Origin of the sequence: Pararhizobium sp. DWP3-4 (assembly GCF_049898205.1) — a bacterium.
Lineage (GTDB): Bacteria > Pseudomonadota > Alphaproteobacteria > Rhizobiales > Rhizobiaceae > Pararhizobium.
Genome location: NZ_JAFCXF010000001.1, coordinates 767,638 through 791,682, shown reverse-complemented (window position 1 = coordinate 791,682; position 24,045 = coordinate 767,638). Strand labels below are relative to the sequence as shown.

Genomic DNA, 24,045 nt, shown 5'->3' with positions numbered 1-24,045 from the left:
CGCGGCCTCCCCGTTATTTTTAAACTCGATTTTCAAAGGGCATGTTTTTGGCACGGCGCATTCTTCCAGGCTTGCCCCTGACGCTCGGCATTACACTCGTGTATGTCGCAATCATTGTCGTGCTGCCGCTCGGCGCACTGATTTTCAAGGCTGCGAGCCTTGGTCCGGAAGACTATTGGCGGATCGTGTCATCCGAGCGCGCCATCACCAGTTATCGCGTCACCATTCTGTGCGCTCTTGCGGCAACCCTGTTCAACCTGGTGTTCGGCATGGCCCTGGCCTGGGTCATCGTCCGCTACCGCTTTCCCGGCCGGCGCTTCATCGATGCCCTGGTGGACCTGCCCTTTGCCTTGCCGACCGCCGTTGCCGGCATTGCGCTGACGACGCTGTTTGCCTCGAATGGCTGGTTCGGCGCGCCGCTTGCCGCTATCGGCATCAAGGTTGCCTACACGCCGCTCGGCATCATCATCGCCATGGCCTTTACCAGCCTGCCCTTCATTGTGCGCACGGTGCAGCCGGTGCTGGAAGAGCTTGATCCGGCGCTGGAGGAAGCGGGCCAGACACTCGGCGCCAGCGACCTGGAAATCTTTTTGCGGGTGATCCTGCCGCAATTGGCGCCGGCGCTGCTGGCCGGATTGTCGCTCTCGTTCGCGCGCAGCCTCGGCGAATTCGGCGCCATCATCTTCATCGCCGGGAACCAGCCGTTCGACACGGAAATCACCGCCCTCCTCGCCTTCATCCGGCTGGAAGAATACGATTATCCCGCATCGGCGGCGATCGCCTCGGTGATGCTGATTGCCGCCTTCACGATGCTGGCCGTCACCAACCTCCTGCAGGCTCGCGCCCTGCGCTACACGGTAAAGGGTTGATCATGGCCAAAGCCCAAGCCAGAACCAAGACCAGGCGCCCGCCGCGGATCGGCGAAGTGCCCCTGTTTCGCAACACGATGATCGCCATCGTGCTGACGCTGGTGGCCCTGGTCATCATCGCACCGCTCGCCGTCATCGGCTTCGAAGCCTTCTCCAAGGGCATTGCCTATTTCGGCAAGACCATCACTAATTCCGACACCCGCCATGCCATCCTGATGACGGCAATGACGGCACTGATCGCCGTTCCCATCAACACCGCATTCGGCGTGGCAGCGGCCTGGGCCCTCACCAAGTTCGACTTCCCGGGGCGTCGCCTGCTGTTGATCGTCATCGAGATCCCCTTCTCGGTGTCGCCGATCGTTGCCGGCGTCGCCTATCTATTCGTCTATGGCCTGCAGGGTCTGTTCGGCGAGACGCTGCAATCGGCCGACGTCAAAATCCTCTTCGCCCTGCCCGGCATCGTGCTTGCCAGCATGTTTGTGACCGCCCCCTTCGTTGCCCGTGAACTCATTCCACTGATGCAGGCGCAGGGCCGCGATCTGGAAGAAGCGGCCACCTCGCTCGGCGCCAGCGGCTGGCGGACATTTTTCTTCGTGACGCTGCCCAACATCAAATGGGCACTGCTCTACGGCGTCATTCTCTGCAATTCGCGGGTGATGGGCGAATTCGGCGCCGTCTCGGTAGTGTCCGGTAATATTCGCGGCCAGACCAATACCCTGCCGCTGCATATCGAACTGCTCTATCACGACTATAACGCCGTCGGCGCCTTTGCCGCCGCATCGATCCTTGCAGCACTTGCCGTCGTTACCCTGATTGCCAAGGTGGCGCTCGAGCGCCGGGGCGCCGGCCGCGTCCGCCGCCCATCGCTTGCCGGCACAGCGCCTGATATTTCGGAGACCACACCGTGAAAATCCGCCTCGACACCGTCGTCAAGACATTCGACACGTTTCGCGCCGTGCATGGCCTCTCGCTCGACATCGAAAGCGGCGAACTGGTGGCGCTGCTTGGGCCCTCCGGTTCCGGCAAGACGACGATCCTGCGTATGGTGGCGGGCCTCGAATTTCCTGATGGCGGCGCCATCTATTTCGGCGATGAAAACGCCACCGATATAGAAGTGCGCCATCGCGGCGTCGGCTTCGTGTTCCAGCACTACGCGCTGTTCCCGCATATGACGGTTGGCGAAAACATCGCCTTCGGCATGAAGGTCTCGAAGACCAGGCGTTCGACTGCAGAGATTGCCAGCCGGGTTGCGCATCTGCTGCGTCTTGTGCAACTCGAAGGCCTCGAGGACCGGTTCCCGGCCCAGATTTCCGGAGGCCAACGGCAGCGCGTGGCGCTGGCCCGGGCGCTCGCCGTCGATCCGAAGGTACTGTTGCTTGACGAACCGTTCGGCGCGCTCGATGCCAATGTGCGGCGCGACCTGCGCCGCTGGCTGCGCAAGATCCACGACGAACTCGGCATCACCACCCTGTTCGTCACCCATGACCAGGCCGAAGCCCTCGACCTCGCCGACCGTGTCGTCATTCTCGACAAGGGCAGGATCGTCCAGACCGGAACGCCGGAAGAAGTCTGCCGCGCCCCGGCCAGCGCCTTCGTGATGAATTTTCTTGGCGACGCCAACCGCTTGAAGGTAACGGTTTCAAACGAAAAGGCCGAAATCCAGAACGTCGCCTTCGATGCGCCCGATATCGCCAACGGCCCGGCCGAGCTCTTCTTTCGGCCGGCCGACGTGACATGGCGCGAAGACGGCCACGGCATTCAGGCAACCATCGCCCGCGTTATCGACCGGCCCGATTCCAAACGTGTGCTTGCCCTGACGGTCGATGGTCAGTCCATCGAGTTCGACGCCGCCCCGGAGTTCCCATTCCGCACCGATGCGCGCGGCTTCGTCGATATCCGCCGCCCGCGCGTGTATCCGGCTTGAATAGGCTCCCTGAATGCGAAAGGTACCGGATCTTGCGACCCGGTGCCTTTTTCTATTGCGTGAGGAGGTAAGCCGATGCTTAGTCGCGCTCGGCCGAGGAGGCCCACAGGTTGATGTCGGCTTCCTTGGCGTAGGCGTCGATCTCGGCCAGTTCTTCCGCCGTGAACGTGTCGTTCTTCAGCGCTGCCACGCAATCGACGATCTGCGACGAACGGCTGGCGCCGATCAGTGCCGACGTGATGCGGCCGCCGCGCAGGACCCAGGCGATCGCCATCTGTGCCAGGGTCTGGCCGCGCTTTTCGGCGATCTCGTTGAGTTTTTTGATGTTGTCGATGATCGACGGGCGGATGAAATCCTTCTTGAGGAAGTGGTTCTGCGCCGCGCGGCTGTCGGTCGGGATGCCGCCGAGATATTTGGTCGTCAGCATGCCTTGCGCCAAAGGCGAAAACACGATCGAACCGATGCCGAGGTCTTCCAACGTATCGACCAGACCGTCATCCTCGACCCAACGGTTGAGCATCGAATAGCTTGGCTGATGGATGATCAGCGGCGTACCGAGATCCTTCAGGATCGCGGCGGCTTCACGGGTGCGCTGCGAATTGTAGGAGGAAATGCCGACATACAGCGCCCGGCCCGAGCGGACGATATGGTCGAGCGCGCCGCAGGTTTCTTCCAGCGGCGTTTCGGGATCGAAGCGGTGCGAATAGAAGATATCGACGTAATCGAGACCCATGCGGGCAAGGCTCTGGTCGCAGGAGGCGATCATGTACTTGCGGCTGCCCCATTCGCCATAAGGACCCGGCCACATGTCGTAGCCGGCCTTGGACGAGATGATCAGCTCGTCGCGCAGACCGGCAAAATCGGTGCGCAGGATTTCGCCGAATGCGGTTTCGGCAGCACCTGGAGGCGGGCCGTAATTGTTGGCGAGGTCGAAATGGGTGATGCCGAGATCAAACGCGGTGCGGCACATGTCGAGCTTGCGCTCATGCGGTGTCTCATGGCCGAAATTGTGCCAGAGGCCGAGCGAGATCGCCGGCAGCTTCAGCCCGGTCTTGCCGCAGCGATTGTACTTCATCGTCTCATAGCGATTATCAGCCGGTTGCCAGCTCATCGTTTTATCCTGCCCTGTTTTGAAAATGGAATTCCCGGAGCAGCGATGCTCCGGGAAGGATTGGGATAGATCCGGTATATTTTATTGCGATGACGGTGCAAAGCGATACTGCCGGGTAACCGCAGATTTGGCTTTGTTTTTGCAATCCGGACACAACCGATGCGCACTTTTGCTGGACTTGCTTTAACGCAACAGCGCCCTGGCTTCCTCGATGCCGAGGGCTGCCGGCTGGGTGCAGGTCGTCGTCAATTCGATGAACCGGCCCTCTTCGCCGGATTTCAGGATCGACACCATGACATCGACGCCGTGCAAAGCCCGTTCCAGCGAGCAACGCGCGTCGCGCCCGTCCAGGATGGCGAGCGCCATGTCGGCAAGGCCGGCGGTGCGGTAATTGGCCATCATGCCCTGCTTGTGTTCCTGGTTAGGAACGGAGAATGGGTGATCCCAGGTCTCCAGCGGCTGGATGTCCTTGTCGCGGCCGCTGGCCGAGACCGTGCCGCCGAAGAAGTTCGGATCCGGTACGAACAGCGAGCCCTCCGTGCCATAAAGTTCCATGTTGGCGTGGTTGTGCGCCCACACATCCCAGCTGGCCGACAAGGTGATCGTCGCACCGTTCTGGAATTCAAGCAGCGCATGGATGTTGGTCGGCGTCTCCACCGGAATAACCTCGCCCTTGCGCGGCTCGCTGGTGATGGTGCGGTTTGGACTGGCCATCGAGGTCAGTGCCGCGACGCGTTTGACCGGGCCGATCAGGTTGATGAGGTTGGCGATGTAGTAAGGGCCGAGATCGAGGATCGGGCCGCCGCCGGGCAGGAAGAAGAAGTCCGGGTTCGGATGCCACATCTCCATGCCGGGGCTGAGCACGTGGCAGGTGCCGGAGGTGACACGGCCGATCTTGCCCTGGTCGATATAGTCGCGCGCCAGCTGGTGGGCACCGCCGAGGAACGTGTCGGGAGCGCAGCCAACCTTGAGGTTGTTGGCGGTGGCGATCCCACGCAGCTGCTCGCCCTGCTCCAGCGACAGCACCAGCGGTTTTTCCGAATAGACGTGTTTGCCGGCTTCGAGGATCATCTTGGAGACTGGAAAATGCGCGTCCGGGATCGTCAGATTGACGACAATGTCGATCTCCGGATTGGCCAGCAGTTCCGCGATGGTCTGTGCCTTGACGCCAAATTCGGACGCGCGCGCTTCGGCGGCGGCCGGATTGATATCGGCGCAGGCGATAACCTTGATGCCCTTAAAGAGCGGCGAGAGCGTGAAATAGGTGGTGGAGATGTTGCCGCATCCGATGATGCCGACGCCAAGGTCCCCTGTCACTCGTTCCTGTGTCATGGTCTGTCTTTCTCTCAGTAGGTCTTGATCGAAGCGATCGAGCGCTCGGCCGTCACTTTGTAGTCCTTGGGATTGTCGTGCTCGACGATGTAATATTTGGCAGGTGTCGCCGACAGCGCCTTGAACAGTCTGGCCCATTCGACGGTGCCATGGCCGACATCGGCCCAGCCGTCCTGATCGGCATTCTCGCCCGCCGAAGCGATGTCCTTGACGTGCACGGCGGTGATGCGCTGGCCGTATTTCTCGATATAGGCGAAGGGATCGGCACCGCCGCGGATAACCCAGGCGATATCCGCCTCCCAGGACAGGTTTGGTCCGCCAGCAAAGATGTGGTCCTGCGGGATCGATCCGTCGGGCAGCGCCAAGAATTCGAAATCATGGTTGTGCCAGCCGAAATCGAGACCGGCATCGCGGAAGGGCTTGCCGGCCTTTTCCAGACGCTCGCCAAAGGCTTTCCAGCCGCTCGCATCCGTCGGACGGTCCTCGACAGCAAGGTAAGGGCAATAGATCGACTGGATACCGAGCGTCTTGGCGATGTGCAGGGCGCGTTCCGGATCGGATTCGAGGAGGTCGAGGCTGAAATGGGCGGACGGCATGGTGACACCGCTGTTGTCCATGTCGGCCTTCAGCGCGGCAAGAGCTGCATCGTCGAGTGCGGCATAGAGCGCGCCATATCCCTCGACCTGTTTGTAGCCGGCGGCACCGACAGTCTTCAGGACATCGGCAAGCGGCGGGAAATTGCGGGCGCTGTAAAGCTGGAAGCTGACGGTCTGCATGGGAATTCCTCCTTGGGATCGATTATGAGAGCCAGGTGTCGTAGTCCGACACCAAGAGATGGCTCGGCTTGGTGTCTTCCTGGATGGTGGAAAAGCGGCCGACGGGCTCGCGGAAATAATTGTCGGTGAGATCGTCGTTGACGGTGGAAACCTCGCCCATCAGCACATCAGCACCTTCTGCCCAGAAGGCGTGCCAGTTGCCGGGCAGCAGCGTGACGCTTTCACCGGGCGACAGGCGCAGAAAGGCGCCGGCCTTCAGCGTCCGCAGGCGGGCGTCTGTGGCAACCACCACATCGGTTGCCTCATCGACATCGCCGTCGGCTGAAGAATTGAACATCTGCAGCACCAGCGTGCCGCCGCCGCGGTTGATGATGTCCTCGGTTTTCACCGCATGCCGATGCAGTGGATTGACCTGGTCCTTGGCCGTAATCATCAGCTTTTCGGCATAGAGCATGCCACGGCCATGGGCGAGCGCTGCGGCCGAACCGTTGCGCAGGGTGAAGAGCACAAGGCCGAACTCGCTGAAGCGGCCCTTGCCGTAATCGGTGATGTCCCAGCCGAGACGGGTGTCGCGGATCGATGGCGTGTCGGACGCAACCCGCGTCTTCAGCTCCTCTGGCGACCAGTAGGCAAACGGCGGCAGAACGAAGCCATGCTGGCGCATGAAGGCATCGCTTCGCTCGATAATAGCGTTGACTTCGCTTCGCAGCATGACGGTCTCCTATCCATTGCCCTGACAGGACTGCAGGTCGTGGCCGGTAAAGACTGGTGCAACGCCAGCTGCGAGCGGTTGCCGGGGCGTAAAGCGAATGACCCGGCTTTCACCAGCCGTCAGGTCGAAGGCATTGTCGGAATAGCGGCCTTCGACATCGGCTTCGATCATCACATGCAAGGCGAGACCGGTCGCAGAGACCGTGACACCATAGGAACCGTCACCAACGGGTGTCGCTGAGATGGACAGCCCCGAAGGCTCAAGGTCAAACGCCTTGTAGGTGCCTTGAACATGATGTCCCTCGCCGCGCATGCCGTTCGAGGCCTCAAAGGACCAGAACAGCACCGCATCCCTGGGAATCTCGGAAGCGGCAATGGTCATCAGCGTATCGGCCCGATCCGGGCTGCAGCTGCCGGCAGCGGCCATCAAGGGCTGTTTTTCACCCGACAGCGAAACGGCAAAAGTCTGCAATTCGACCGTGACCGGCGCTGCCGTGTCGTTGACCATCGAAAAGCTGATGGTTTTGCCATCATCGGACGGGATGGCAGCGACGGCGACCGGCTGGAAGAACCGCCGGGTCATGTAGTGCATCGCCTTCCAGTTGCCGCCGTAGTCGAGGCTGGCCCAGGACGCGACCGGCCAGGTGTCGTTCAGCTGCCAGTAGAGCGTGCCCATGCAATGCGGTTTCAGCGATCGCCAGAAATCGACGGCGGTGCGAATCGCCAGTCCCTGCTGGATCTGGCTGAGATAGACGAAATTGGAAAAATCCTTCGGGAAGCGGAAATAGCGGAACATCGTGGCGGCGATGCGCTCGTTGCCACCGGCATTCTTCTGATGCGCTTCCATCACCGGAGACGCAACGTTCAGATCCTTCTGCTCTGCAAACTGCCGAACGATTGGCATCGAGGTATAGGACTGGAAACCGAATTCCGAGCAGAAGCGCGGCCGCACGGTGCGGTAATTGTCGAACGACTTGTTCTCGTGCCAGACGGACCAGTAGTGCATGTCGCCCGAACCATCGGCATGCCACGCATCGCCGAAATTAAGCGGGCCGACCGACGGGCTAGACGGCCACCAGATCGCCTCGGGTGCGGCCGCCTTGATGCCGGTCTCGATGATACGGTTCAGACGGTCGTAGGATACGAGATAACGATCCCTGTCCTTCCGGCTTTCCTCGAACCATGTCAACGCACCGACCAGTTCGTTGTCGCCGCACCAGAGAACGATCGAGGGATGCGAAGACAGCCGCTTGACCTGATAGTCGACCTCGGCTGCGACGTTTTCAAGGAAATCCGGCGTCGAGGGATAGAGATTGCAGGCGAACATGAAATCCTGCCAGACCATGATGCCGAGCCGGTCGCAGAGATCGTAGAACCAGTCGGGTTCGTAAAAGCCGCCGCCCCAAATGCGGATCATGTTCATGTTGGCATCGACGGCCGACTGCAACAGGTCCTCGACACCCTCGGGCGTGACGCGCGAAACCAGCGCATCGGCAGGGATCCAGTTGGCACCCCTGCAGAAGATTTCACGGCCATTGACACGGAATGCGAAACGGCTGCCGGCCGCATCCTTGTCGGTCAGCAGTTCGACCGTACGAAAACCGATCTGGCGGGTGACGGTTTCGCCCGGCACCCCGACAGTCAGCTGCGACAATGCCTGCTCGCCACTGCCTGCCGGCCACCAGAATTGTGGGTTGTCTACGCTAAAGACATGGCTGACCCGGGTTTCGCCGGCGTTGACGCCGCAATCCAGATGCTCGTGCTGCCCATCAAGTTCAAAATCGATTCCGACGACGCCGGGCTCCTGGGCAAACAGCGTCACCGTGACCTGAAGATCGATGGCACCGCCCACCTGATGCACCTGCCGCGTTGTCACATGCTCGATGCGGGCGGCTGAGAGCTTTTTCAGCGCGATCGTTCCATAGATGCCGAGCGGCGCGATCGCGATGTTCCAGTCCCAGCCGAAGTGGCATTGCGGCTTGCGCAGCATGTTGCCGTTGGCGATCGGCGAATTGCCGGTCGAATAGGGAATGTAGAACGGCTGAGCTGCCTGCGCTTTTTCGCCGGCGGCGATCGAAGAGCGGATGACGATCCGCAAACGGTTCTGCCCAGCCTTCAGCACGGAGCCGACATCGGGTCGATACCGGCGGAAGGCATTCTCAGCATGGAGCACGGCTTCATCGTTGAGATAAACCTCGGCTACCGTGTCGAGGCTCTCGATGTCGAGATACCAGCTGCCCGAAAGCTCTGACGCGTCAATATCGAACGTCCGCTCCAGTACCCAGTCCTTGTGCGCCACCCATTGCACATCATCCTCGTTGCGCCCGGCATAAGGGTCGGCGATCATGCCTGCCGCTTGCAACGCGCTGTGGACGTCACCGGGAATGGCGATCGTCAGCGCGTGGCTGTTGTCGGACGAAGCAAGCTGCCAATCGCCGGAAAGGTCGATGGCGGTGTTCTGGATGAATGTGGTCATGCGAAACTATCCAATATATTTTCGTGTAGGGGGTTACCCCCCTCTGTCACGTCGTGACATCTGCCCCTCAGGGGCAGATGACCGCAACCATCAGTGCCTCAATCGTAAGAGTGGCACAAACTCTCGGCTGATCTCCCCCTTGAGGGGAGATGTTCCAGAGGGACAAAGGGGGTAAGCCTCTCCCAAATACGCTAAATCCTGTTCTCCGTCACAGCATCGAACACAGATGCCAACGACATGTCGAAGCTAAGCTTGAGCGCCGTTCCGGGCGCATAGCGCCGGGCGCCGGCAATGCGCACCGATATGGTCTGCCCTGCCAGTTTCAGCCACAACAGATTGTCTGCACCCATGGGCTCCTCGATATCGACAACCGCGTCATGGATTTCCGCGCCGGGCTCATCGACCTTGACGTGTTCGGGGCGGACCCCGAGAACGACCTTGCGGCCAGCCTCCAGCGGGCCGCGGGCCGGATAGGCATCCATAGCGAAATCGACACCGTTGATCTCGATGACCTTGCGCCCGCCCCTGTCCTTGATCTCACCCCGGAAGAAATTCATCGACGGCGAACCGATGAAGCCGGCAACGAACAGGTTTTCCGGGATGTTGTAGATCGTCATCGGATCGGCCAACTGCTGGATGACGCCGCTCTTCATCACGGCGATCCGGTCGGCCAGCGTCAGCGCCTCGATCTGGTCATGGGTGACGTAGATCATCGTGTTCTTCAACGACTGGTGCAGCCGCTTGATTTCGACACGCAGTTCGGAGCGCAGCTTAGCGTCGAGATTGGACAAGGGTTCGTCGAACAGGAAGACGTCGACATCCCGCACCAGCGCCCTGCCGATTGCCACGCGCTGGCGCTGGCCGCCCGAAAGCTCGGATGGTTTGCGCTTCAACAACGGCTGGATCTGTAGGATTTCGGATGCACGCGCCACGCGCTTGTCGATTTCCGCCTGTGGCAGCTTGGCGACCTTCAGGCCGAAGGACAGATTGCCCTCCACAGTCATCTGCGGATAGAGCGCATAGGACTGGAATACCATGCCGATACCGCGATCCTTGGGCTCTTCCCAGGTGACGTTCTTGTCCTTGATGAAGATCTGACCTTCGGACACGTCGAGAAGACCGGCGATGCAATTGAGAAGCGTCGATTTCCCGCAACCGGACGAGCCGAGAAGCACCAGGAATTCGCCGTCCTTGACGTCGAGATTGAGAGTTTGAAGCACGGTGACGGCACCGAAACTCAACGACAGATCCCTGACCGATACGCTGTTGGTATTCATGCAATTACCCTTTCACTGCGCCGGCGGCGATGCCACGGACGAAAAGCCGTCCGGAGACGAAATAGACGATCAACGGCACGGCACCGGTCAGGATGGTTGCCGCCATGTTGACGTTGTATTCCTTCACGCCTTGGACCGAATTGACGATATTGTTGAGCTGGACGGTCATCGGATAATATTCGGGCCGGGTGAACACGACGCCCAAAAGGAAGTCGTTCCAGATGCCGGTGATCTGCAGGATCATCGCAACGACGAAGATCGGCAGCGACATCGGCAGCATGATCTTGAAATAGATCGTCCAGAAACCGGCACCATCGACACGCGCCGCCTTGAACAATTCCTCCGGCAGCGAGGAGAAATAGTTGCGGAACAACAGTGTCAGGATCGGCATGCCGAAAATCGAATGCACGATGATCAGGCCGGTCAGCGAGCCGTAAAGCCCCATTTCCCGCAGCACGATGACGATCGGATAGATCATCACCTGGTAGGGGATGAAGGCACCGACGATCAGGATGGTGAAAAACAGGTCAGCACCCTTGAAGCGCCAGTTGGCCAGCGCATAGCCATTGATCGAAGCGATCGCGATGGAGACGAGCGTCGAGGGGATGGTGATCCGCACCGAATTCCAGAAGCCGCGCGACAGGCCGTCACAATTAAGACCCGTGCAGGCGCTGGACCAAGCCTTGACCCAGGGCTCGAAGGTAATCTCCAGCGGTGGCGAGAAAATGTTGCCGAGCCGCACTTCCGGCATGCCCTTCAGCGAGGTGACAACCATCACGTAAAGCGGCAGCAGATAGTAGGCGGCGGCAAAGATCAAAGCGCCGTAGATCATGATGTTTCGCGGCGACAGCATCGGCCGCGGCTTCTTGCCTTGTGGCCCTGCGGCAAGCTTGGTTGCAGTGCCAGTTTTGGCAGACGGATTGTCGAGAGTTAAGACCTCAGCCACGCTTGCGTCCTCCGAATTCGAGATAGGCCCAGGGGACGACGATGATGGCGACGGTGAGCAGCATCATGGTCGAGGCGGCAAAGCCCTGCCCGAGATTCTGCGCCTGGAACATGTAGTCGTAGACGTACTTTGCAGGGACCTCCGAAGCGATACCGGGGCCGCCGCTGGTCTGAGCGACGACGAGATCGTAGACCCGGACGATGCCGCTGGCGATGATCACCAGCGTGGTGATGAACACGGCGCGCATCATCGGAATGATGATGAAAAGATAGGTCTTCCACATCGGGATGCCATCGACACGCGAGGCCTTCCAAATATCCTCGTCAATACCGCGCAGACCGGCCAGCATCAGGCACATGACAAGTCCAGTCCCCTGCCAGAGTGCCGCAATCAGGATGCCGTAGATGACGATGCTGGGATTGTAGAGCGGGTCGAATGCAAACGTGCTCCAGCCGAGCGAGCGGACAACAGACTGAATACCGAACTCCGGATTGAGTATCCACTGCCAGACAAGGCCGGTGACGATGAAGGAGAGCGCGAACGGATAAAGAAAGATCGTGCGAAAGGTATTTTCGAAGCGGATCTTCTGATCCATCAGCGCCGCCAGCAGGAAGCCGATGACGAGGCTGAAAATCAGCGAAAAAATACCGTAGATGGCCAGATTCTGAATGGATATCAGCCAGCGGGGTGCGGCCCACAGACGCTCGTACTGATCCAGTCCGACAAATGTCAGGCGCGGAAGAAGCTTGGAATTGGTGAAGGAATAAAACACCGTCCAGAGTGTACCGCCGAGAAAGATGACGACGGCGGTGAGTATCATTGGAATTGAGGCAATCTTCGAATGCAGATTGCGCAGCAACTGGTTTGGCCGGCCGGCGTTTGCTTGGCCCGTCATAGGTCAACCCTCCCCTGGATCGCGTTTTTCTGATGAGGACGTGACGAAGCCCGGCATGAAATCACCAAGGGCTTCAGACCGGCCCGCGAGCGGGGCCGGTCTTCCACAGAAACTGCCCCGTTAATCGGCGGCGGCGATGATTTCGGCGAAACGCTTCTGCGCATCTTCCGGCGTCATCGAGGAGGCGAAGAACTCGGAGAACAGGTCTTCCTTCTGCTTTTGGCTGTCGGCAGACAGAAGCTGGTCGGTGCCCTGGATCACATTGCCCTTGGCAAGGATTTCGAGACCCTTCTTCATGCAATCGTTGGCGGCAGCCAGATCGACGTCGCCACGCACCGGCAGCGAGCCCTTCTTCAAATTGAAGGCGACCTGTGTCTTAGGATTGATGAGCGTCGAAGCGAGCACTTCCTGAGCCTTGGACTTTTCTTCATCCTTCAGCAGGGGGAAGTAGAAAGCGTCCCCACCGGTCGAGATGATTTCATTGACGCCGAGACCCGGCAGGCAGGTATAGTCGGTACCGGCCTTCTGGCCCGCAAGCTGAAACTCGCCCTGGGCCCAGTCGCCCATGATCTGGCCGCCGGCCTTGCCGGTGATGACCATATTGGTGGCCTGGTTCCAATCCTGGACATTGCTGCCCTTAGACATTTTACGGGCGTCGTCGGCAGCCTTGAACACCTTGGCGATTTCAGGACCTGCGGCGACTTCCTCGTCCTTGTCGCCGAACACCTTGTTGAAGGTGTCCTTACCGGCGATTGCCACCATCAGCACGTCAAACGCGCCGGCGGACTGCCAGGGCTGGCCACCAACGGCAAGCGGAACGATACCGGCCTTTTCCAGCGCCGGTGCGGCTGCGACGAACTCGTCCCAGTTCTTCGGCACCTCGACGCCGGCCGTCTTGAAGGCGGCATTGGAAAGCCATAGCCACTGCCAGGAATGGATATTGACCGGGGCGCAATAGATTTTGCCGTCGATCGTGCAGCTGTCGAGCAGGCTCGAAGGCTTGATGATGTCCTTCCAGTGTTCTTTCGTCGCGACATCGGTCAGATCGCGCATCAGGCCGGCTTGCACCAGCTCTTCGGCCTGACGGCCATGATTGAACTGGGTGGCGCCCATCGGATCGCCGCCGGTGATGCGGCTGACCATGATCGGCCGCGCCGTGCCGCCGGAACCGGCGATCGCGCCATCGATCCACTTGTTGCCGGTGGCATCGAATGCCTTGGCCAGTTCCGCAACGGCGGCGGCTTCGCCACCGGACGTCCACCAATGTGTCACTTCCAGATCGGCAGCGTTAGCGATGCCCAATGGAAGCACTACAGTCGCCGCCAATGCAGCAGCCAACAAACGCAGTTTCATGAGTTTTCCTCCCTCACTGTAACGTTACCGTAAAAACTTAGTTCAATCGATTAGCGGACGCAACCGCAACAACGTATAATTCCTTATAAAAATCTTAAAACAACCTGAAGCGGTGCATTGCTAGTCGAGCTCATACGGAGATCGACGGATTGTTGCGGCGCATTTTCGGTTAAAAATCGCCAGAAACCACGGATTTTTCTTTATTTTTCTTGAAATTTCAACCGACTGGCCTCGACCGACTTCTCGCGGATGCACAGAGCTTATGACGCAGTGCATGATGCAACTTTACAGAGAACCACGTTAGGGAAACCGAAAAAACAGCTCGACAAGCCTACTGTATCGTTACAGATTTTGAGTTCAAAGCCAGAACGGGGCGGTGGGTGCCCCGACGTCGTGAATCATATATAAGGCTGGCGAGCTCCCTGGGTCGGCTGCAGGCAAACACCGCCCCGGCGACGTTGTGGCCTGAAATTGGGAAGGCGATGGGCGGGGAATGGACGAGAAACACAAGAGCCGGGCAGCAATCGCGCCGCCCTCGCTAAATGAACGTCCGACCTTGAAGACCATTGCCTTCATGACCGGGCTCGGTATCACCACGGTGTCGCGGGCTTTGAAGGATGCACCCGATATCGGTGCCGAAACGAAGGAGCGCGTTCGACTGGTCGCAGCCCAGGTCGGGTATCACCCCAACCGTGCCGGCGTGCGCCTGCGCACCGGCAAGACCAATGTCATCAGCTTGATCCTCAGCCTGGAAGAAGAATTCATCGGCCTGACAAGCCCCATGGTCGTGGGTATCTCGGAGATTCTGGCTGCCACTCAGTATCATCTCGTCATCACCCCCTACAGCGCTCGAAGCGATCCGCTCGATCCGGTACGTTACGTGCTTGAAACGGGCGCGGCCGACGGTGTCATTATCTCGCGAACCGAGCCGAAGGATCCCCGCGTCGCCCTGATGATGGAGCGTAATTTTCCCTTCGGAACACACGGCCGCACGGAAATGGGCCTCGTCCATCCCTACCACGACTTCGACAACGAGCGTTTCGCCTATGATGCCGTTCGCATGCTGGTGGAGCGCGGCCGGCGCCGGATCATGCTGCTGCATCCGCCGCCGTCGCTGACCTATCACATGCACATGCGCACCGGCTTCGAACGGGGTTTACGCGACTTCGGGGCGATATCGGTTCCGTTCAACACGGTCGATCTCGACAACACCCTGGTGGATATCCGGGCTGCCTGCGAGGCGGCGATGCGCGCTCCGGGTGCTCCCGATGGCGTGATCTCCGGCAGCGGCGGCGGTGCCGTCGCGCTGGTTGCCGGCATCGAGGACGCCGGATTGAAGCTGGCGCGCGATGTCGACATGGTTTCGAAACAGTCGAACGACTTCCTGCAATGGCTTCGTCCTGAAGTTATGACACTCAGGGAGGACTTCAGGCTGGCCGGGCGCGACCTGGCAAAAGCAGTGATCGCCCGCATCGAAGGCCGGCCGGCATCCGAGCTGCAGACCTTAAGTTTTCCAGTTCTTCAGGACTGATCCGCTTCGCAACATGACCTCGGAAGCAGAACGGCCGCTGTCGATCAGCGGCCGTTCCCGATTTCATCTATCTGCTCAGCAAATGATCAGGCGTTCAAGCCACTGCCCCACGGGCCGTGATGGGAATCGGCACCATCGATGCGGTCAAACCCGTGCGCCCCAAAGAAATCGCGCTGCGCCTGGATGACGTTTGCCGTGCCACGGCCACGGCGATAGCTGTCGAAATACCCGAGTGCCGAGGCAAGGGCCGGAACCGGCAGGCCGCCAAGGACGGCTGCGGAAACGACCCGGCGAAGCGCACCATCGGTTTCCTTGACCATGCCGGAAAAGGCCGGCGTGACGATCAGGTTGGCAACGTTCGGATCCTTGGTGAAGGCCGTGGTGATTTCGTCGAGGAAGGCCGAACGAATGATGCAGCCGGCGCGCCAGATCCTGGCGATCGTCGGCATCGGCAGGTTCCATTTGAACTCGCGCGAAGCTTCCGCCATCACCGCAAAGCCTTGCGCATAGGCACCGATCTTGGCAGCCAGAAGCGCGCTTTCCAGATCCTTCAGGAAGGCAGCCTTGTCGGCAACCTTGAACTCGCCGGTATTCGGCAGGCCAAGCACCTTTTCAGCTGCTTCGCGCTCGCCCTTGACCGACGAGATGCTGCGGGCAGCAACGGCGGCTTCGATGGCAGTTGCCGGGATACCCATGTTCTGGGCTTCGATCACCGACCATTTGCCGGTGCCCTTCTGGCCAGCCTTGTCGAGGATGAGATCGACGATCGGCTTGCCGGTGATCGGGTCGGCGGCCTTGAGAACCGTCTCGGTGATTTCGATCAGATAGGAATTGAGGCGGCCCCTGTTCCATTCGCCAAAGACTTCGCCGATTTCGGTGGCGCTCATCTTCAGGCCATCGCGCAGGATGCCGTAGATTTCGGCGATCATCTGCATGTCGGCATATTCGATGCCGTTGTGGATGGTCTTGACGAAATGGCCGGCGCCGTTCTCGCCCAGCCAGGCAACGCACGGATCATCGTTGTATTTGGCAGCGATCGAGGTCAGCACCTTTTCGACGCGCTTCCAGGACTCTTCCTTGCCGCCGACCATGATGGACGGGCCGTGGCGCGCACCCTCTTCGCCACCCGAGACGCCCATGCCGATAAAGGTCAGGCCGCTATCCTTGAGATTGTCGAAGCGGCGCATCGTATCGCGGAAATTGGCGTTTCCGGCATCGATCATGATGTCGTTATTCTGAAGATAGGGCTTGAGCAATTCCATCTGCTGATCGACCGGCTCGCCGGCCTTGATCATGATGATGATCGGCCGCGGCGGGCGAATCGCCGCGACGAATTCCTCAATGGTCTCGCAAGGCACAATCTGGCTCTGCAGGCTGCCTGCTTCGGCATAGAATTTCCGCGTCGCCTCGACGGTGCGGTTGAAGACTGCGATCTTGTTGCCCTTTTCGGCAATGTTGAGCGCCAGATTCGATCCCATAACGCCAAGACCGATAAGGCCGATTTCTGCCTGTGCCACGTATGTGCCTCCGTTGGACAGTGAAGGTGCCAAGGCCCGGCTGGGCGTGCGCACGGCTCCACCAGATTGAACTTGCAGGGTGATTTTGTTCGGCTGCGGGATGCCTGAACACGCTCTGCGGATGCTGAGGGAGTTTTGGCATTCAAATCGATTAACGACAAGTGATTGTTGTCAAAAGTGATAGTTTTCCGGTGTCATGAGCTAGGCTTTGAAGCCGTGAGCGTCACACTGGGAAAACCACGCGGATAACGGTAGAATCAAGCATTGCCTCCGTTGAGCTTCAGGCTGCAGACTGCGGCGGGATCGCCATTTGCTCCATCTTCTGCTCCATGACGGCGGCATATTCGGCAATGGTTTGAACGGAGGAAACAGCGTGGCTGCGATGGAAGCAAAAATCGTCCATATCACGATCGAGAGAAATTGGCGCGACGTCTATGCGTTTGCGGCCAAGCCGGACAATATGCCACTTTGGGCGTCCGGCCTTGCCGAAGGGCTGGAGCCGGACGGCGAAGAATGGGCGGCACACGGCGCGCTCGGCAATGCCCGCATCCGCTTCACCCCTCTGAATGATTTTGGCGTACTCGACCACCGCGTCACACTGGAAACGGGACTTGCGGTGCACAACGCTCTGCGTGTCGTACCCAACGGCAGCGCAGCGGAAGTGATGTTCACGCTGCTCAGACAGCCCGGCATGAGCAAGGAACAGTTCGACAGCGATGCCGACTGCGTTAAGAAGGACCTCATCGCATTGAAAAAACTGCTGGAAGCATAAAGGAGCACCGCTATGGGAAAAAAGGGCACCGATCGCCAGATCGATAATATCGAGTTTGCGGTGACCGATATTGAGCGCTCAAAGGGTTTCTACGGCACGGCATTCGGATGGACGTTCACGGATTACGGTCCGGACTATTGCGAATTCACCGATGGCCGGCTAACCGGCGGCCTGTCCACGGGAATACCAAGGCCTGGTGGTCCGCTGATCATCCTCTATGCCGACGATCTTGCGGACACTCAGGCGCGGCTCGAAGCGCAAGGCGCCCGCATTATCGTCGAAACCTTCTCCTTCCCAGGAGGAAGACGCTTCCACTTCCAGGATCCGGATGGGTACGAACTGGCCGTTTGGTCGGACAAATAGCCGCCAGCGAGCCGCGAGCGAGGACAACCGCCCTCGCCTCCCGCACTCAGGCGGCGATTGAACGGCGGCGGTCGGCGATTTCCTGCAGCACTAAAATGGCGCCGATGATCTTGCCCGTACCCGACATGCAGGGTGTCATCCGGCAGCGGACCACGACAGTGCGGTTGCCGACATCCTTGGCGAAGGTGTAGTCGACCAGTTCACCGGAAAAACACTTGTCAAGATTGGGTTTCACCCGCTGCTCGAAGCGCTGAATGCCGACGAACTCGACAATATGGCGGCCGACCAGATCCATCGGGCGCTCTTCCAGCCGGGCCGCGTTGACCGGATTGGTATAGAGGTAACGGTAGTCCGGCGTGATCACGGCGACCCGGTCCGGCAAACAGTCGAGGATTGCTTCGTTGAGAAACCCTTCGTCGGCCCGGCCCTTTAGTGCTGCGACAGCGGGAGGCGGCGACATCCACGGTTTTCCAGCGACATCATGGGTGTTACCGGCAAAATACCGATCGGCCAGCATCTGCAGCACATCGCGCTGGCGCATCACGCTCGATACATCGTCGGCTTCCTTGCGCAGAAGATCGAGAACGAACTGGAACTGCAGGCGCGCGTCGGCGACGTTCTCGGCCTTCTCCTCATAGATTGTGGTGAGAACCGGATCGATCTCGCGATCAAGAATGCTGATCAGCAAATCATCACCGGATTTGACCGCATATTGCAGCTGAGAATATTTAAACCAGAAGAGCTCGATCAGTGCCTTCAATTTTCACCCCACTCCCATTCAATTTCCCATTTCAGCCTGAAAAGCTTGGACTATTGAACGCAATCAAAAAAATAAATCGATTGAAGGCGCTATTTTCACGGACCCGAAGCGCTTGCAATCCTCCTTAGTAATATTTGAAGTTTACACCCAAAACGGTGGGGTTCAACACCTGAAAAATTACCTGAAACGTTTCCGGTGAACTTATTTTAGGCAACCCATATGAAATGCGCCGCAATGCTCCGCCGTTTTCTGCAACCGGTGCTGCATCTGCCGCGCAGGCACCCCGTAAACCGGCAAATCAACGGCAGCATGCCTAAAAGCAAAGATTGACGCATCCAACCCGGGTGTCGCCAAGATGGATTGATCGCCCCCAGAGATCAGGAGGGCCAAGAATATACTCAATCTTTCAAATGTTTTTTGATGTGCCAGCGATCATGGTACCAGAGCCACTGGCCAGGATATTCACGTACCCAGCTCTCGACCTTGTCGTTCAGCAACTGCGCCGTGGCGTTGACATCGACACCGCCGTCCGGCTTGCGCGGAATTTCAATCGCCGGCTCCAGCTCAAGGCGAAAGCGCCCATCCGGCAGCCGGATGGAGCGAGCCGGGTAGACTTCGCAATTAAATTGCCGCACCAGCTTTGCCAGTAACGGATTGGTCTTCACATCACGGCCGAAAAACGTCGTCGTTAGCCCTTTGCGGAACTTTTGGTCAACCAGAACCCCAACAGCACCTCCGGCCTCCAGCTTGCGCGCCAGCGTGAATGAAGAACCGGCATGCGAGGGAACCAAATTGCCCATCCGCTGCTTGCGGAAATCAAAAACCTTTTCAGCAACATAGGGATTGTTCGGCGGCCGGAAAAGCACCGTCACATCCAGCCCGAACGCGGCACTTGCGACCGGTAGCAGCTCGAAATTGCCGGTGTGGGCGGTAAAAACGATGAAAGGGCGCGGGTTGTCGCGCAATTCGAGGAAAATCGGAGTGCCGGTAACCTCGATACGGCCGGGTTTCGGGTTCTCCGGATCGAAATCAAACAGTTCGTCGAGGAATACATATTCAGCCGCGAGCCGGCCGATACTGCCCCAGCTTTCCAGGGCAATGGCTTCGATCTCCGCCTCGCTCTTTTCCGGAAACGCGTTGCGAAGATTGGTCATCGTCAATCGATGACGATGCCTCAGCTTCGGCCCGAGCCAGCGGGTGAAGCGGGCGGAGAATTCGATGGCCCCTCTGGCCGGGAACAGCTTGAGTGTGCCCAGCAGCAGAAAGACGAACTGGGCGATCGACCATTGGCGAAAACGCTCCGCCGACAGAACCAGCCGTGTGATCAGCATGCGCACGGCGTTCAGTCCATCCGCAGGATGATTTTGCCGAAGACCTGGCGGGTTTCCATGCGCTCCAGCGCCTTGTCGATTTCCGAGAATCCCACTTCGGTATCGATGACGGGATGAACGAGCCCGCGCCCCATCTTCTGCATGGCGTTGGCCATGTTCTCCATGCGGCAACCGAAGGAGCCGAACAGCTTCAGCTGCTGCTGGAACAGCATCATCAGGTTCATTTCCGTCGAAACGCCCGAGGTCGAGCCGCAGGTCACCAGGCGCCCGCCGCGCTTCAGAACGAACATGGACGCTGCAAAAGTATCCTTGCCGACATGTTCGAAGACGACATCGACGCCCTTCTTCTTGGTCAGCTTGCGCGTCACGCCCTCAAAACGGTCCTTGCGGTAGTTGATGACGTGATCGGCGCCGAGCGCCTTGGCCCTCTCGATCTTGTCGTCGGAACCGACGGTGGTGATGACCGTGCAGCCGATCTTCTTGGCGAGCTGGATAGCCGCCGAGCCGATGCCGGAACCGCCGGCGTGAATGAGGATCGTTTCGCCGGGTTCAAGCTTGGCATTGTCGAACAGCATGTGCTCGACGGTACCGAAGGTGACCGGCGCCACGGCCGCAGCCACCGCATCGATGCCCGGAGGTGCCGGAACGAGCAGGCGCGCCGGCAGATTGACCTTCTCCTGGGCAAAGCCATCAAGATGGAAGCCGTGCACGCCGCCGACATGTTCGCACAGATTGTCGCGGCCTTCGCGGCACGGACGGCAGAGGCCACAGGTGCGCGCACCATAGATGGAGACAAGCTGTCCCGGCAAAACATTGGAAACGCCAGGGCCGATCTGATCGACCACGCCGGATGCTTCGGCGCCGATCACCAGCGGCATCTTGCGCTTGGCAAAGGCCATCCCTCGCCAGCCCCAGACGTCGATATGATTGAGCGCGACGGCCTTCACACGAAGGGTGACTTCACCGGGACCTGGGGCTTCCGGCTCGGGAAGGTCGGTGATTTCCAGCTTGCGGTCATCGACCAGTTGCAAAGCGCGCATGAGATAAGTCCTTAAGCCCGAGGCGTATTGCCTCGAAAAAATATGATGTCCGATTAGGCCGGTTCGGCAGCCATGACAAGGCTGGCGTTCTGGCCGCCGAAGCCGAAGGAGTTCGACAGGACCGCATTAACCTGCGCATCCCGCTTCACATTCGGCACGACGTCGAGAACGATAGACGGATCGGGGTTCTGGTAGTTGATTGTCGGCGGCAGGGTGCCGGTCAGGATCGTCTGCAACGAGAACACCGCCTCAACGGCGCCGGCGGCCGTCAATGTGTGACCGATCATCGACTTGTTCGACGACACTGGAATGGACGGCAGTGCTTCGCCGAACACGGAAAGCATCGCGCCATATTCCATCTTGTCGTTCTCTGGCGTCGATGTGCCATGGGCGTTGATGTAGCCGATATCGCCTTCGCTCAGGCCGGCATCGGCAAGCGCTGCGCGGATCGTCGCGATCGCCGGGCCGCCATCCGGCGACGAACGCGTGCGGTGGAATGAATCCGCCTTTTCGCCGCAGCCTTTCAGGATGCCGTAGATTTTTGCACCACGCGAAACCGCAGCTTCCAGCGATTCCAGCACCAGCGTTGCAGCCCCTTCGGCAATGACGAAACCGTCGCGATCCTTGGAGAAAGGCTTCGAGGCTCGCTCGGCCGGATCGTTTTGGGTCGAAAGAGCAGACAGAAGTGCGAACCGGATCAGGGCTTCGGCACTGACCGAACCGTCCGTGGCAACCGTCAGTGCCCGGTCGGTGCGTCCTTGGCGGATCGCTTCGACACCGAGCTGGATCGCGGTTGCACCCGAGGCGCAGGCCGTCGATAGGGTCACAGGCAGGCCGCGCGTCCCAAACCGGTCGGACAGCCGCTCGGAGATGGCACCGAACAACGCCGCCTCATGGAACGCGGGATCGGCACGATCGCGCATAGCGGCCAGAAAACGGTCATAGGCATCGCCCGGTTTCTGCGACGGCGGCGAACGGTCGGCAAGCTCGAAGCGGGCGCCCCATTCCGGCTCGATCGGCGGCGCCGCGAGAAACAGCGGACCGTTGAAATCGCCGGACAGGCCGGCTTGCGCCAGAGCTTCCGCCGTCGTTTCACGCGCAAAAGCGTAGGACCGCTCGACGGAGTTTTCCGCTGGAATATCAATGAAATCGACGGTTCCGCTGATTCTGGTCGACAGGCCTTCGGTCGGGAACCGGGTAATCTTGTGGATGCCGGAGACGCCCGATGTCAGCGCCTTCCAGTTGTCCTCGACGCCCTGGCCAAGCGAAGTAATGACACCCATGCCGGTGACGGCGATCAGCGGGCGGCCGAGATGATCCTTGTAAGCGCTGGTCATATCTGCCGCTCCTTATTGTTCTGCCGAAAGCACGGCGATGCCTTCGCCGCGCGCATGACCGATCGTCGTGACGATGGCCGTTTTTGCAGGCTTTTCCATGAGGGCCTCACCCGCCGGATCGAATGGCGGCACCTTGGCGCCCGCGCCGAGCGACAGAGCCGCAAAAGCCAATCCCAGCGGAAACTGGGCCTCCAGCGTGTGACCGACAAGACCGCCATAGGCCCGCACCGCAGCCTTGGGGAATTGTGCGTCGAGAAACGCTTTCTCGCGCGCTGCAAGCGCATGAAAACCGGTGGTGCCGGAAAAGACCACCGTCGTGGACGGATCAGTGCCGGCGGCAGGCTGGGAGAGATATTGCAGACGCTGCTCGAAGCGATCCCCTTCGCGGCTGCCGCGATCTCCGCCGACGGCATCGATCGTTGCATAGATGCGGGCGCCACGAGCCTCGGCATGTTCGCGGGATTCCAGCATGAGGAACGCGCCGACGGAACCGGTGATCATGCCGCCGCCATTTTCAGGCTTGCGCGACCAGATCGGGTGGTGTTCGCCGAGCGCATGGCCCTGAACAGCCTCGATCAGCAGGATCATGTCCTGACGCTCGGCCGCAAACGCGCCGCCGACCAGCGTATGGGTCGATTGCCCGGCCTTGATGCGGGCAAAGGCGGTCTCGATCGCCGAGATGCCGGCCCCTTCCTCCCCCATGAAGGTGCGCGACGAGCCGGTGATCTTGTGGACGATGGAGATGTTGCCGGCCATCAGGTTTGAAAGCTGGGCCAGGAACAAAGTGGGGCGCAGTTCCGTCGTCAGCTTTTCGTTGAGCAATTGTTCGCGGTCGTTGCGCTTCAGCGCTTCGTCGACAATCAGCGAATCGACATTGATGTCGCGCTCGCCGCCACCGGCGGCCACGATCATGTCCATGCTGCCGCAGGCTTCCAGATCGTCCTTGAAACCGGCATCGTCAAGCGCCAGGCCGGCGCTGAAGACGCCGAGACGCTGCCAGTTTTCCATCTGCCGCTGGTCACCACGCTTGGCGATCTGCTGCGACCAGTCGATCTCCGGCAGCGGATGGATCGGATAGGGCGCAAAGCGCTCGGTATCGACACGAACCACCGGCGGCTCTCCGGCAGTCAGGAGAGCCGTGTGCACCTCGGTGCCGACACCTTGGCTGGTTACGATGCCGACACCGGTGATCACGACATCATTGGCGGATTTGCTCATCGTCATTCCCCCGTCGCTGCCGAGGCAGCGATTGCAGCCATCAGCCCCACGTCTTCGGCACGTGTCCGGACGATCGGGCCGAGCGGCACCTGATCGAACGGCATGGTGCGCAGTTTCAACTGTGCGTCGCAGACCTTCTTGCCCTGCGAGGTGATCTTCGCCTTGACGACGGCAAAGCCGGAACCGTCATGTTCAAGAAAGGCCTCGATGTCGAGTACGGCTTCCGGCTCGACAAAACTGCGCATCTTGGCGCTGTCGACTGACATCAGGAACGGCATGGCGGCGAAATCGGTGGCGGCCAGAACAAGGAAACCGCAGGCCTGCGCCATCGTCTCGATCAAGAGAACACCAGGCACCAGCGGATAGCCGGGAAAATGGCCTTCAAAGACGGGGCTTTTGGCCGGAACCACAGAACGCGCCGTCAGCGTCCTGGCGTTGAGATCGACCGTTTCAACCCGATCGATCATCTGAAAATATTCAAGGAGCATCAGGAGCAAATCCAGCTT

22 protein-coding genes are annotated in these 24,045 nt (G+C 59.8%); 6 read left to right on the top strand and 16 right to left on the bottom strand.

Translation table 11 applies throughout. From position 1 onward, the window contains the following. Window positions 1-41 precede the first annotated feature (41 nt). From cysT to ACP7E6_RS03705, 3 genes are read left to right on the top strand one after another with little or no spacing between them, the layout of a single operon-like run. Window positions 42-869 (top strand): sulfate ABC transporter permease subunit CysT, encoded by an 828-nt coding sequence (gene cysT, locus ACP7E6_RS03715; protein ID WP_426228001.1) that lies wholly within the window; start codon window positions 42-44, stop codon window positions 867-869. Window positions 870-871: 2 nt separating this feature from the next. Further along, window positions 872-1,777 (top strand): sulfate ABC transporter permease subunit CysW, encoded by a 906-nt coding sequence (cysW, locus tag ACP7E6_RS03710; RefSeq protein WP_426227999.1) that lies wholly within the window; start codon window positions 872-874, stop codon window positions 1,775-1,777. Beyond that, on the top strand, window positions 1,774-2,793 hold the full coding sequence (locus ACP7E6_RS03705) for a sulfate/molybdate ABC transporter ATP-binding protein (RefSeq protein ID WP_426227997.1): 1,020 nt from the start codon (window positions 1,774-1,776) through the stop codon (window positions 2,791-2,793). The genes cysW and ACP7E6_RS03705 overlap by 4 nt, the downstream gene beginning before the upstream one ends. Before the next feature lie 79 nt (window positions 2,794-2,872). On the opposite strand, the gene mgrA is transcribed toward ACP7E6_RS03705, so the two are convergent. The 9 genes from mgrA to ACP7E6_RS03660 form a co-directional block, all read right to left on the bottom strand. Then, a complete protein-coding gene (gene mgrA, locus ACP7E6_RS03700; protein WP_426227995.1) occupies window positions 2,873-3,904 on the bottom strand; it encodes an L-glyceraldehyde 3-phosphate reductase in 1,032 nt (343 codons plus the stop codon). A 183-nt stretch (window positions 3,905-4,087) separates the two neighbouring features. Then, entirely contained in the window at window positions 4,088-5,221 is a 1,134-nt protein-coding gene (locus ACP7E6_RS03695) for a Gfo/Idh/MocA family protein (protein ID WP_426228542.1), read from the bottom strand. Between the two features lie 29 nt (window positions 5,222-5,250). After that, window positions 5,251-6,012 (bottom strand): sugar phosphate isomerase/epimerase family protein, encoded by a 762-nt coding sequence (locus tag ACP7E6_RS03690; protein WP_426227993.1) that lies wholly within the window; start codon window positions 6,010-6,012, stop codon window positions 5,251-5,253. 22 nt (window positions 6,013-6,034) lie between these two features. Next, on the bottom strand, window positions 6,035-6,724 hold the full coding sequence (locus tag ACP7E6_RS03685) for a D-lyxose/D-mannose family sugar isomerase (RefSeq protein ID WP_426227991.1): 690 nt from the start codon (window positions 6,722-6,724) through the stop codon (window positions 6,035-6,037). Window positions 6,725-6,733: 9 nt separating this feature from the next. Beyond that, window positions 6,734-9,199, bottom strand: coding sequence for a beta-mannosidase (locus ACP7E6_RS03680; protein ID WP_426227989.1), 2,466 nt, complete (start codon window positions 9,197-9,199; stop codon window positions 6,734-6,736). A 191-nt stretch (window positions 9,200-9,390) separates the two neighbouring features. Beyond that, complete coding sequence (locus tag ACP7E6_RS03675; RefSeq protein ID WP_426227987.1) at window positions 9,391-10,476, bottom strand: ABC transporter ATP-binding protein; 1,086 nt, start codon at window positions 10,474-10,476, stop codon at window positions 9,391-9,393. A 4-nt stretch (window positions 10,477-10,480) separates the two neighbouring features. After that, window positions 10,481-11,329 (bottom strand): carbohydrate ABC transporter permease, encoded by an 849-nt coding sequence (locus ACP7E6_RS03670; RefSeq protein WP_426228540.1) that lies wholly within the window; start codon window positions 11,327-11,329, stop codon window positions 10,481-10,483. 85 nt (window positions 11,330-11,414) lie between these two features. After that, the gene (locus tag ACP7E6_RS03665; protein WP_426227985.1) at window positions 11,415-12,317 is read right to left on the bottom strand and encodes a carbohydrate ABC transporter permease; all 903 of its coding nucleotides are present in this window, start codon (window positions 12,315-12,317) and stop codon (window positions 11,415-11,417) included. 120 nt (window positions 12,318-12,437) lie between these two features. Next, the gene (locus ACP7E6_RS03660; protein ID WP_426227983.1) at window positions 12,438-13,670 is read right to left on the bottom strand and encodes an ABC transporter substrate-binding protein; all 1,233 of its coding nucleotides are present in this window, start codon (window positions 13,668-13,670) and stop codon (window positions 12,438-12,440) included. A gap of 493 nt (window positions 13,671-14,163) precedes the next feature. On the opposite strand from ACP7E6_RS03660, the gene ACP7E6_RS03655 reads away from it, so the two are divergent. Continuing rightward, window positions 14,164-15,201: a LacI family transcriptional regulator gene (locus ACP7E6_RS03655; RefSeq protein ID WP_426227981.1), complete on the top strand. Its 1,038-nt coding sequence runs from the start codon at window positions 14,164-14,166 to the stop codon at window positions 15,199-15,201. Between the two features lie 86 nt (window positions 15,202-15,287). On the opposite strand, the gene gndA is transcribed toward ACP7E6_RS03655, so the two are convergent. After that, on the bottom strand, window positions 15,288-16,718 hold the full coding sequence (gene gndA, locus ACP7E6_RS03650) for an NADP-dependent phosphogluconate dehydrogenase (protein ID WP_426227979.1): 1,431 nt from the start codon (window positions 16,716-16,718) through the stop codon (window positions 15,288-15,290). A gap of 373 nt (window positions 16,719-17,091) precedes the next feature. Here gndA and ACP7E6_RS03645 point away from each other — a divergent pair, with 373 nt between their 5' ends. Then, window positions 17,092-17,490 (top strand): SRPBCC family protein, encoded by a 399-nt coding sequence (locus tag ACP7E6_RS03645; RefSeq protein ID WP_426227978.1) that lies wholly within the window; start codon window positions 17,092-17,094, stop codon window positions 17,488-17,490. Between the two features lie 12 nt (window positions 17,491-17,502). After that, window positions 17,503-17,853, top strand: a complete 351-nt coding sequence (locus ACP7E6_RS03640; RefSeq protein WP_426227976.1) for a VOC family protein — start codon at window positions 17,503-17,505, stop codon at window positions 17,851-17,853. 46 nt (window positions 17,854-17,899) lie between these two features. Here ACP7E6_RS03640 and ACP7E6_RS03635 read toward each other — a convergent pair whose 3' ends face one another. The 6 genes from ACP7E6_RS03635 to ACP7E6_RS03610 form a co-directional block, all read right to left on the bottom strand. Next, the gene (locus ACP7E6_RS03635) at window positions 17,900-18,613 is read right to left on the bottom strand and encodes a PAS domain-containing protein (protein WP_426227975.1); all 714 of its coding nucleotides are present in this window, start codon (window positions 18,611-18,613) and stop codon (window positions 17,900-17,902) included. Window positions 18,614-19,011: 398 nt separating this feature from the next. Next, window positions 19,012-19,944, bottom strand: coding sequence for a lipid A biosynthesis lauroyl acyltransferase (locus tag ACP7E6_RS03630; protein ID WP_426228538.1), 933 nt, complete (start codon window positions 19,942-19,944; stop codon window positions 19,012-19,014). Window positions 19,945-19,955: 11 nt separating this feature from the next. Then, the gene (locus ACP7E6_RS03625) at window positions 19,956-20,984 is read right to left on the bottom strand and encodes a zinc-binding dehydrogenase (protein WP_426227974.1); all 1,029 of its coding nucleotides are present in this window, start codon (window positions 20,982-20,984) and stop codon (window positions 19,956-19,958) included. Window positions 20,985-21,037: 53 nt separating this feature from the next. Further along, window positions 21,038-22,321 (bottom strand): beta-ketoacyl-ACP synthase, encoded by a 1,284-nt coding sequence (locus ACP7E6_RS03620; protein ID WP_426227972.1) that lies wholly within the window; start codon window positions 22,319-22,321, stop codon window positions 21,038-21,040. A gap of 12 nt (window positions 22,322-22,333) precedes the next feature. Further along, the gene (locus tag ACP7E6_RS03615) at window positions 22,334-23,539 is read right to left on the bottom strand and encodes a beta-ketoacyl-ACP synthase (protein WP_426227970.1); all 1,206 of its coding nucleotides are present in this window, start codon (window positions 23,537-23,539) and stop codon (window positions 22,334-22,336) included. 2 nt (window positions 23,540-23,541) lie between these two features. Beyond that, on the bottom strand, window positions 23,542-24,027 hold the full coding sequence (locus tag ACP7E6_RS03610) for a 3-hydroxyacyl-ACP dehydratase FabZ family protein (RefSeq protein WP_426227968.1): 486 nt from the start codon (window positions 24,025-24,027) through the stop codon (window positions 23,542-23,544). Window positions 24,028-24,045 lie beyond the last annotated feature (18 nt).

What these genes read in the sequence shown, in the direction of transcription:
- cysT (WP_426228001.1), top strand. Translation starts at nt 42, where the DNA reads ATGTTTTTGGCACGGCGCATTCTTCCAGGCTTGCCCCTGACGCTCGGC.
- cysW (WP_426227999.1), top strand. Translation starts at nt 872, where the DNA reads ATGGCCAAAGCCCAAGCCAGAACCAAGACCAGGCGCCCGCCGCGGATC.
- mgrA (WP_426227995.1), bottom strand. Translation starts at nt 3,904, where the DNA reads ATGAGCTGGCAACCGGCTGATAATCGCTATGAGACGATGAAGTACAAT.
- ACP7E6_RS03690 (WP_426227993.1), bottom strand. Translation starts at nt 6,012, where the DNA reads ATGCAGACCGTCAGCTTCCAGCTTTACAGCGCCCGCAATTTCCCGCCG.
- ACP7E6_RS03685 (WP_426227991.1), bottom strand. Translation starts at nt 6,724, where the DNA reads ATGCTGCGAAGCGAAGTCAACGCTATTATCGAGCGAAGCGATGCCTTC.
- ACP7E6_RS03680 (WP_426227989.1), bottom strand. Translation starts at nt 9,199, where the DNA reads ATGACCACATTCATCCAGAACACCGCCATCGACCTTTCCGGCGATTGG.
- ACP7E6_RS03675 (WP_426227987.1), bottom strand. Translation starts at nt 10,476, where the DNA reads ATGAATACCAACAGCGTATCGGTCAGGGATCTGTCGTTGAGTTTCGGT.
- ACP7E6_RS03670 (WP_426228540.1), bottom strand. Translation starts at nt 11,329, where the DNA reads ATGCTGTCGCCGCGAAACATCATGATCTACGGCGCTTTGATCTTTGCC.
- ACP7E6_RS03665 (WP_426227985.1), bottom strand. Translation starts at nt 12,317, where the DNA reads ATGACGGGCCAAGCAAACGCCGGCCGGCCAAACCAGTTGCTGCGCAAT.
- ACP7E6_RS03660 (WP_426227983.1), bottom strand. Translation starts at nt 13,670, where the DNA reads ATGAAACTGCGTTTGTTGGCTGCTGCATTGGCGGCGACTGTAGTGCTT.
- ACP7E6_RS03655 (WP_426227981.1), top strand. Translation starts at nt 14,164, where the DNA reads ATGGACGAGAAACACAAGAGCCGGGCAGCAATCGCGCCGCCCTCGCTA.
- ACP7E6_RS03640 (WP_426227976.1), top strand. Translation starts at nt 17,503, where the DNA reads ATGGGAAAAAAGGGCACCGATCGCCAGATCGATAATATCGAGTTTGCG.
- ACP7E6_RS03630 (WP_426228538.1), bottom strand. Translation starts at nt 19,944, where the DNA reads ATGCTGATCACACGGCTGGTTCTGTCGGCGGAGCGTTTTCGCCAATGG.
- ACP7E6_RS03625 (WP_426227974.1), bottom strand. Translation starts at nt 20,984, where the DNA reads ATGCGCGCTTTGCAACTGGTCGATGACCGCAAGCTGGAAATCACCGAC.
- ACP7E6_RS03620 (WP_426227972.1), bottom strand. Translation starts at nt 22,321, where the DNA reads ATGACCAGCGCTTACAAGGATCATCTCGGCCGCCCGCTGATCGCCGTC.
- ACP7E6_RS03615 (WP_426227970.1), bottom strand. Translation starts at nt 23,539, where the DNA reads ATGAGCAAATCCGCCAATGATGTCGTGATCACCGGTGTCGGCATCGTA.
- ACP7E6_RS03610 (WP_426227968.1), bottom strand. Translation starts at nt 24,027, where the DNA reads ATGCTCCTTGAATATTTTCAGATGATCGATCGGGTTGAAACGGTCGAT.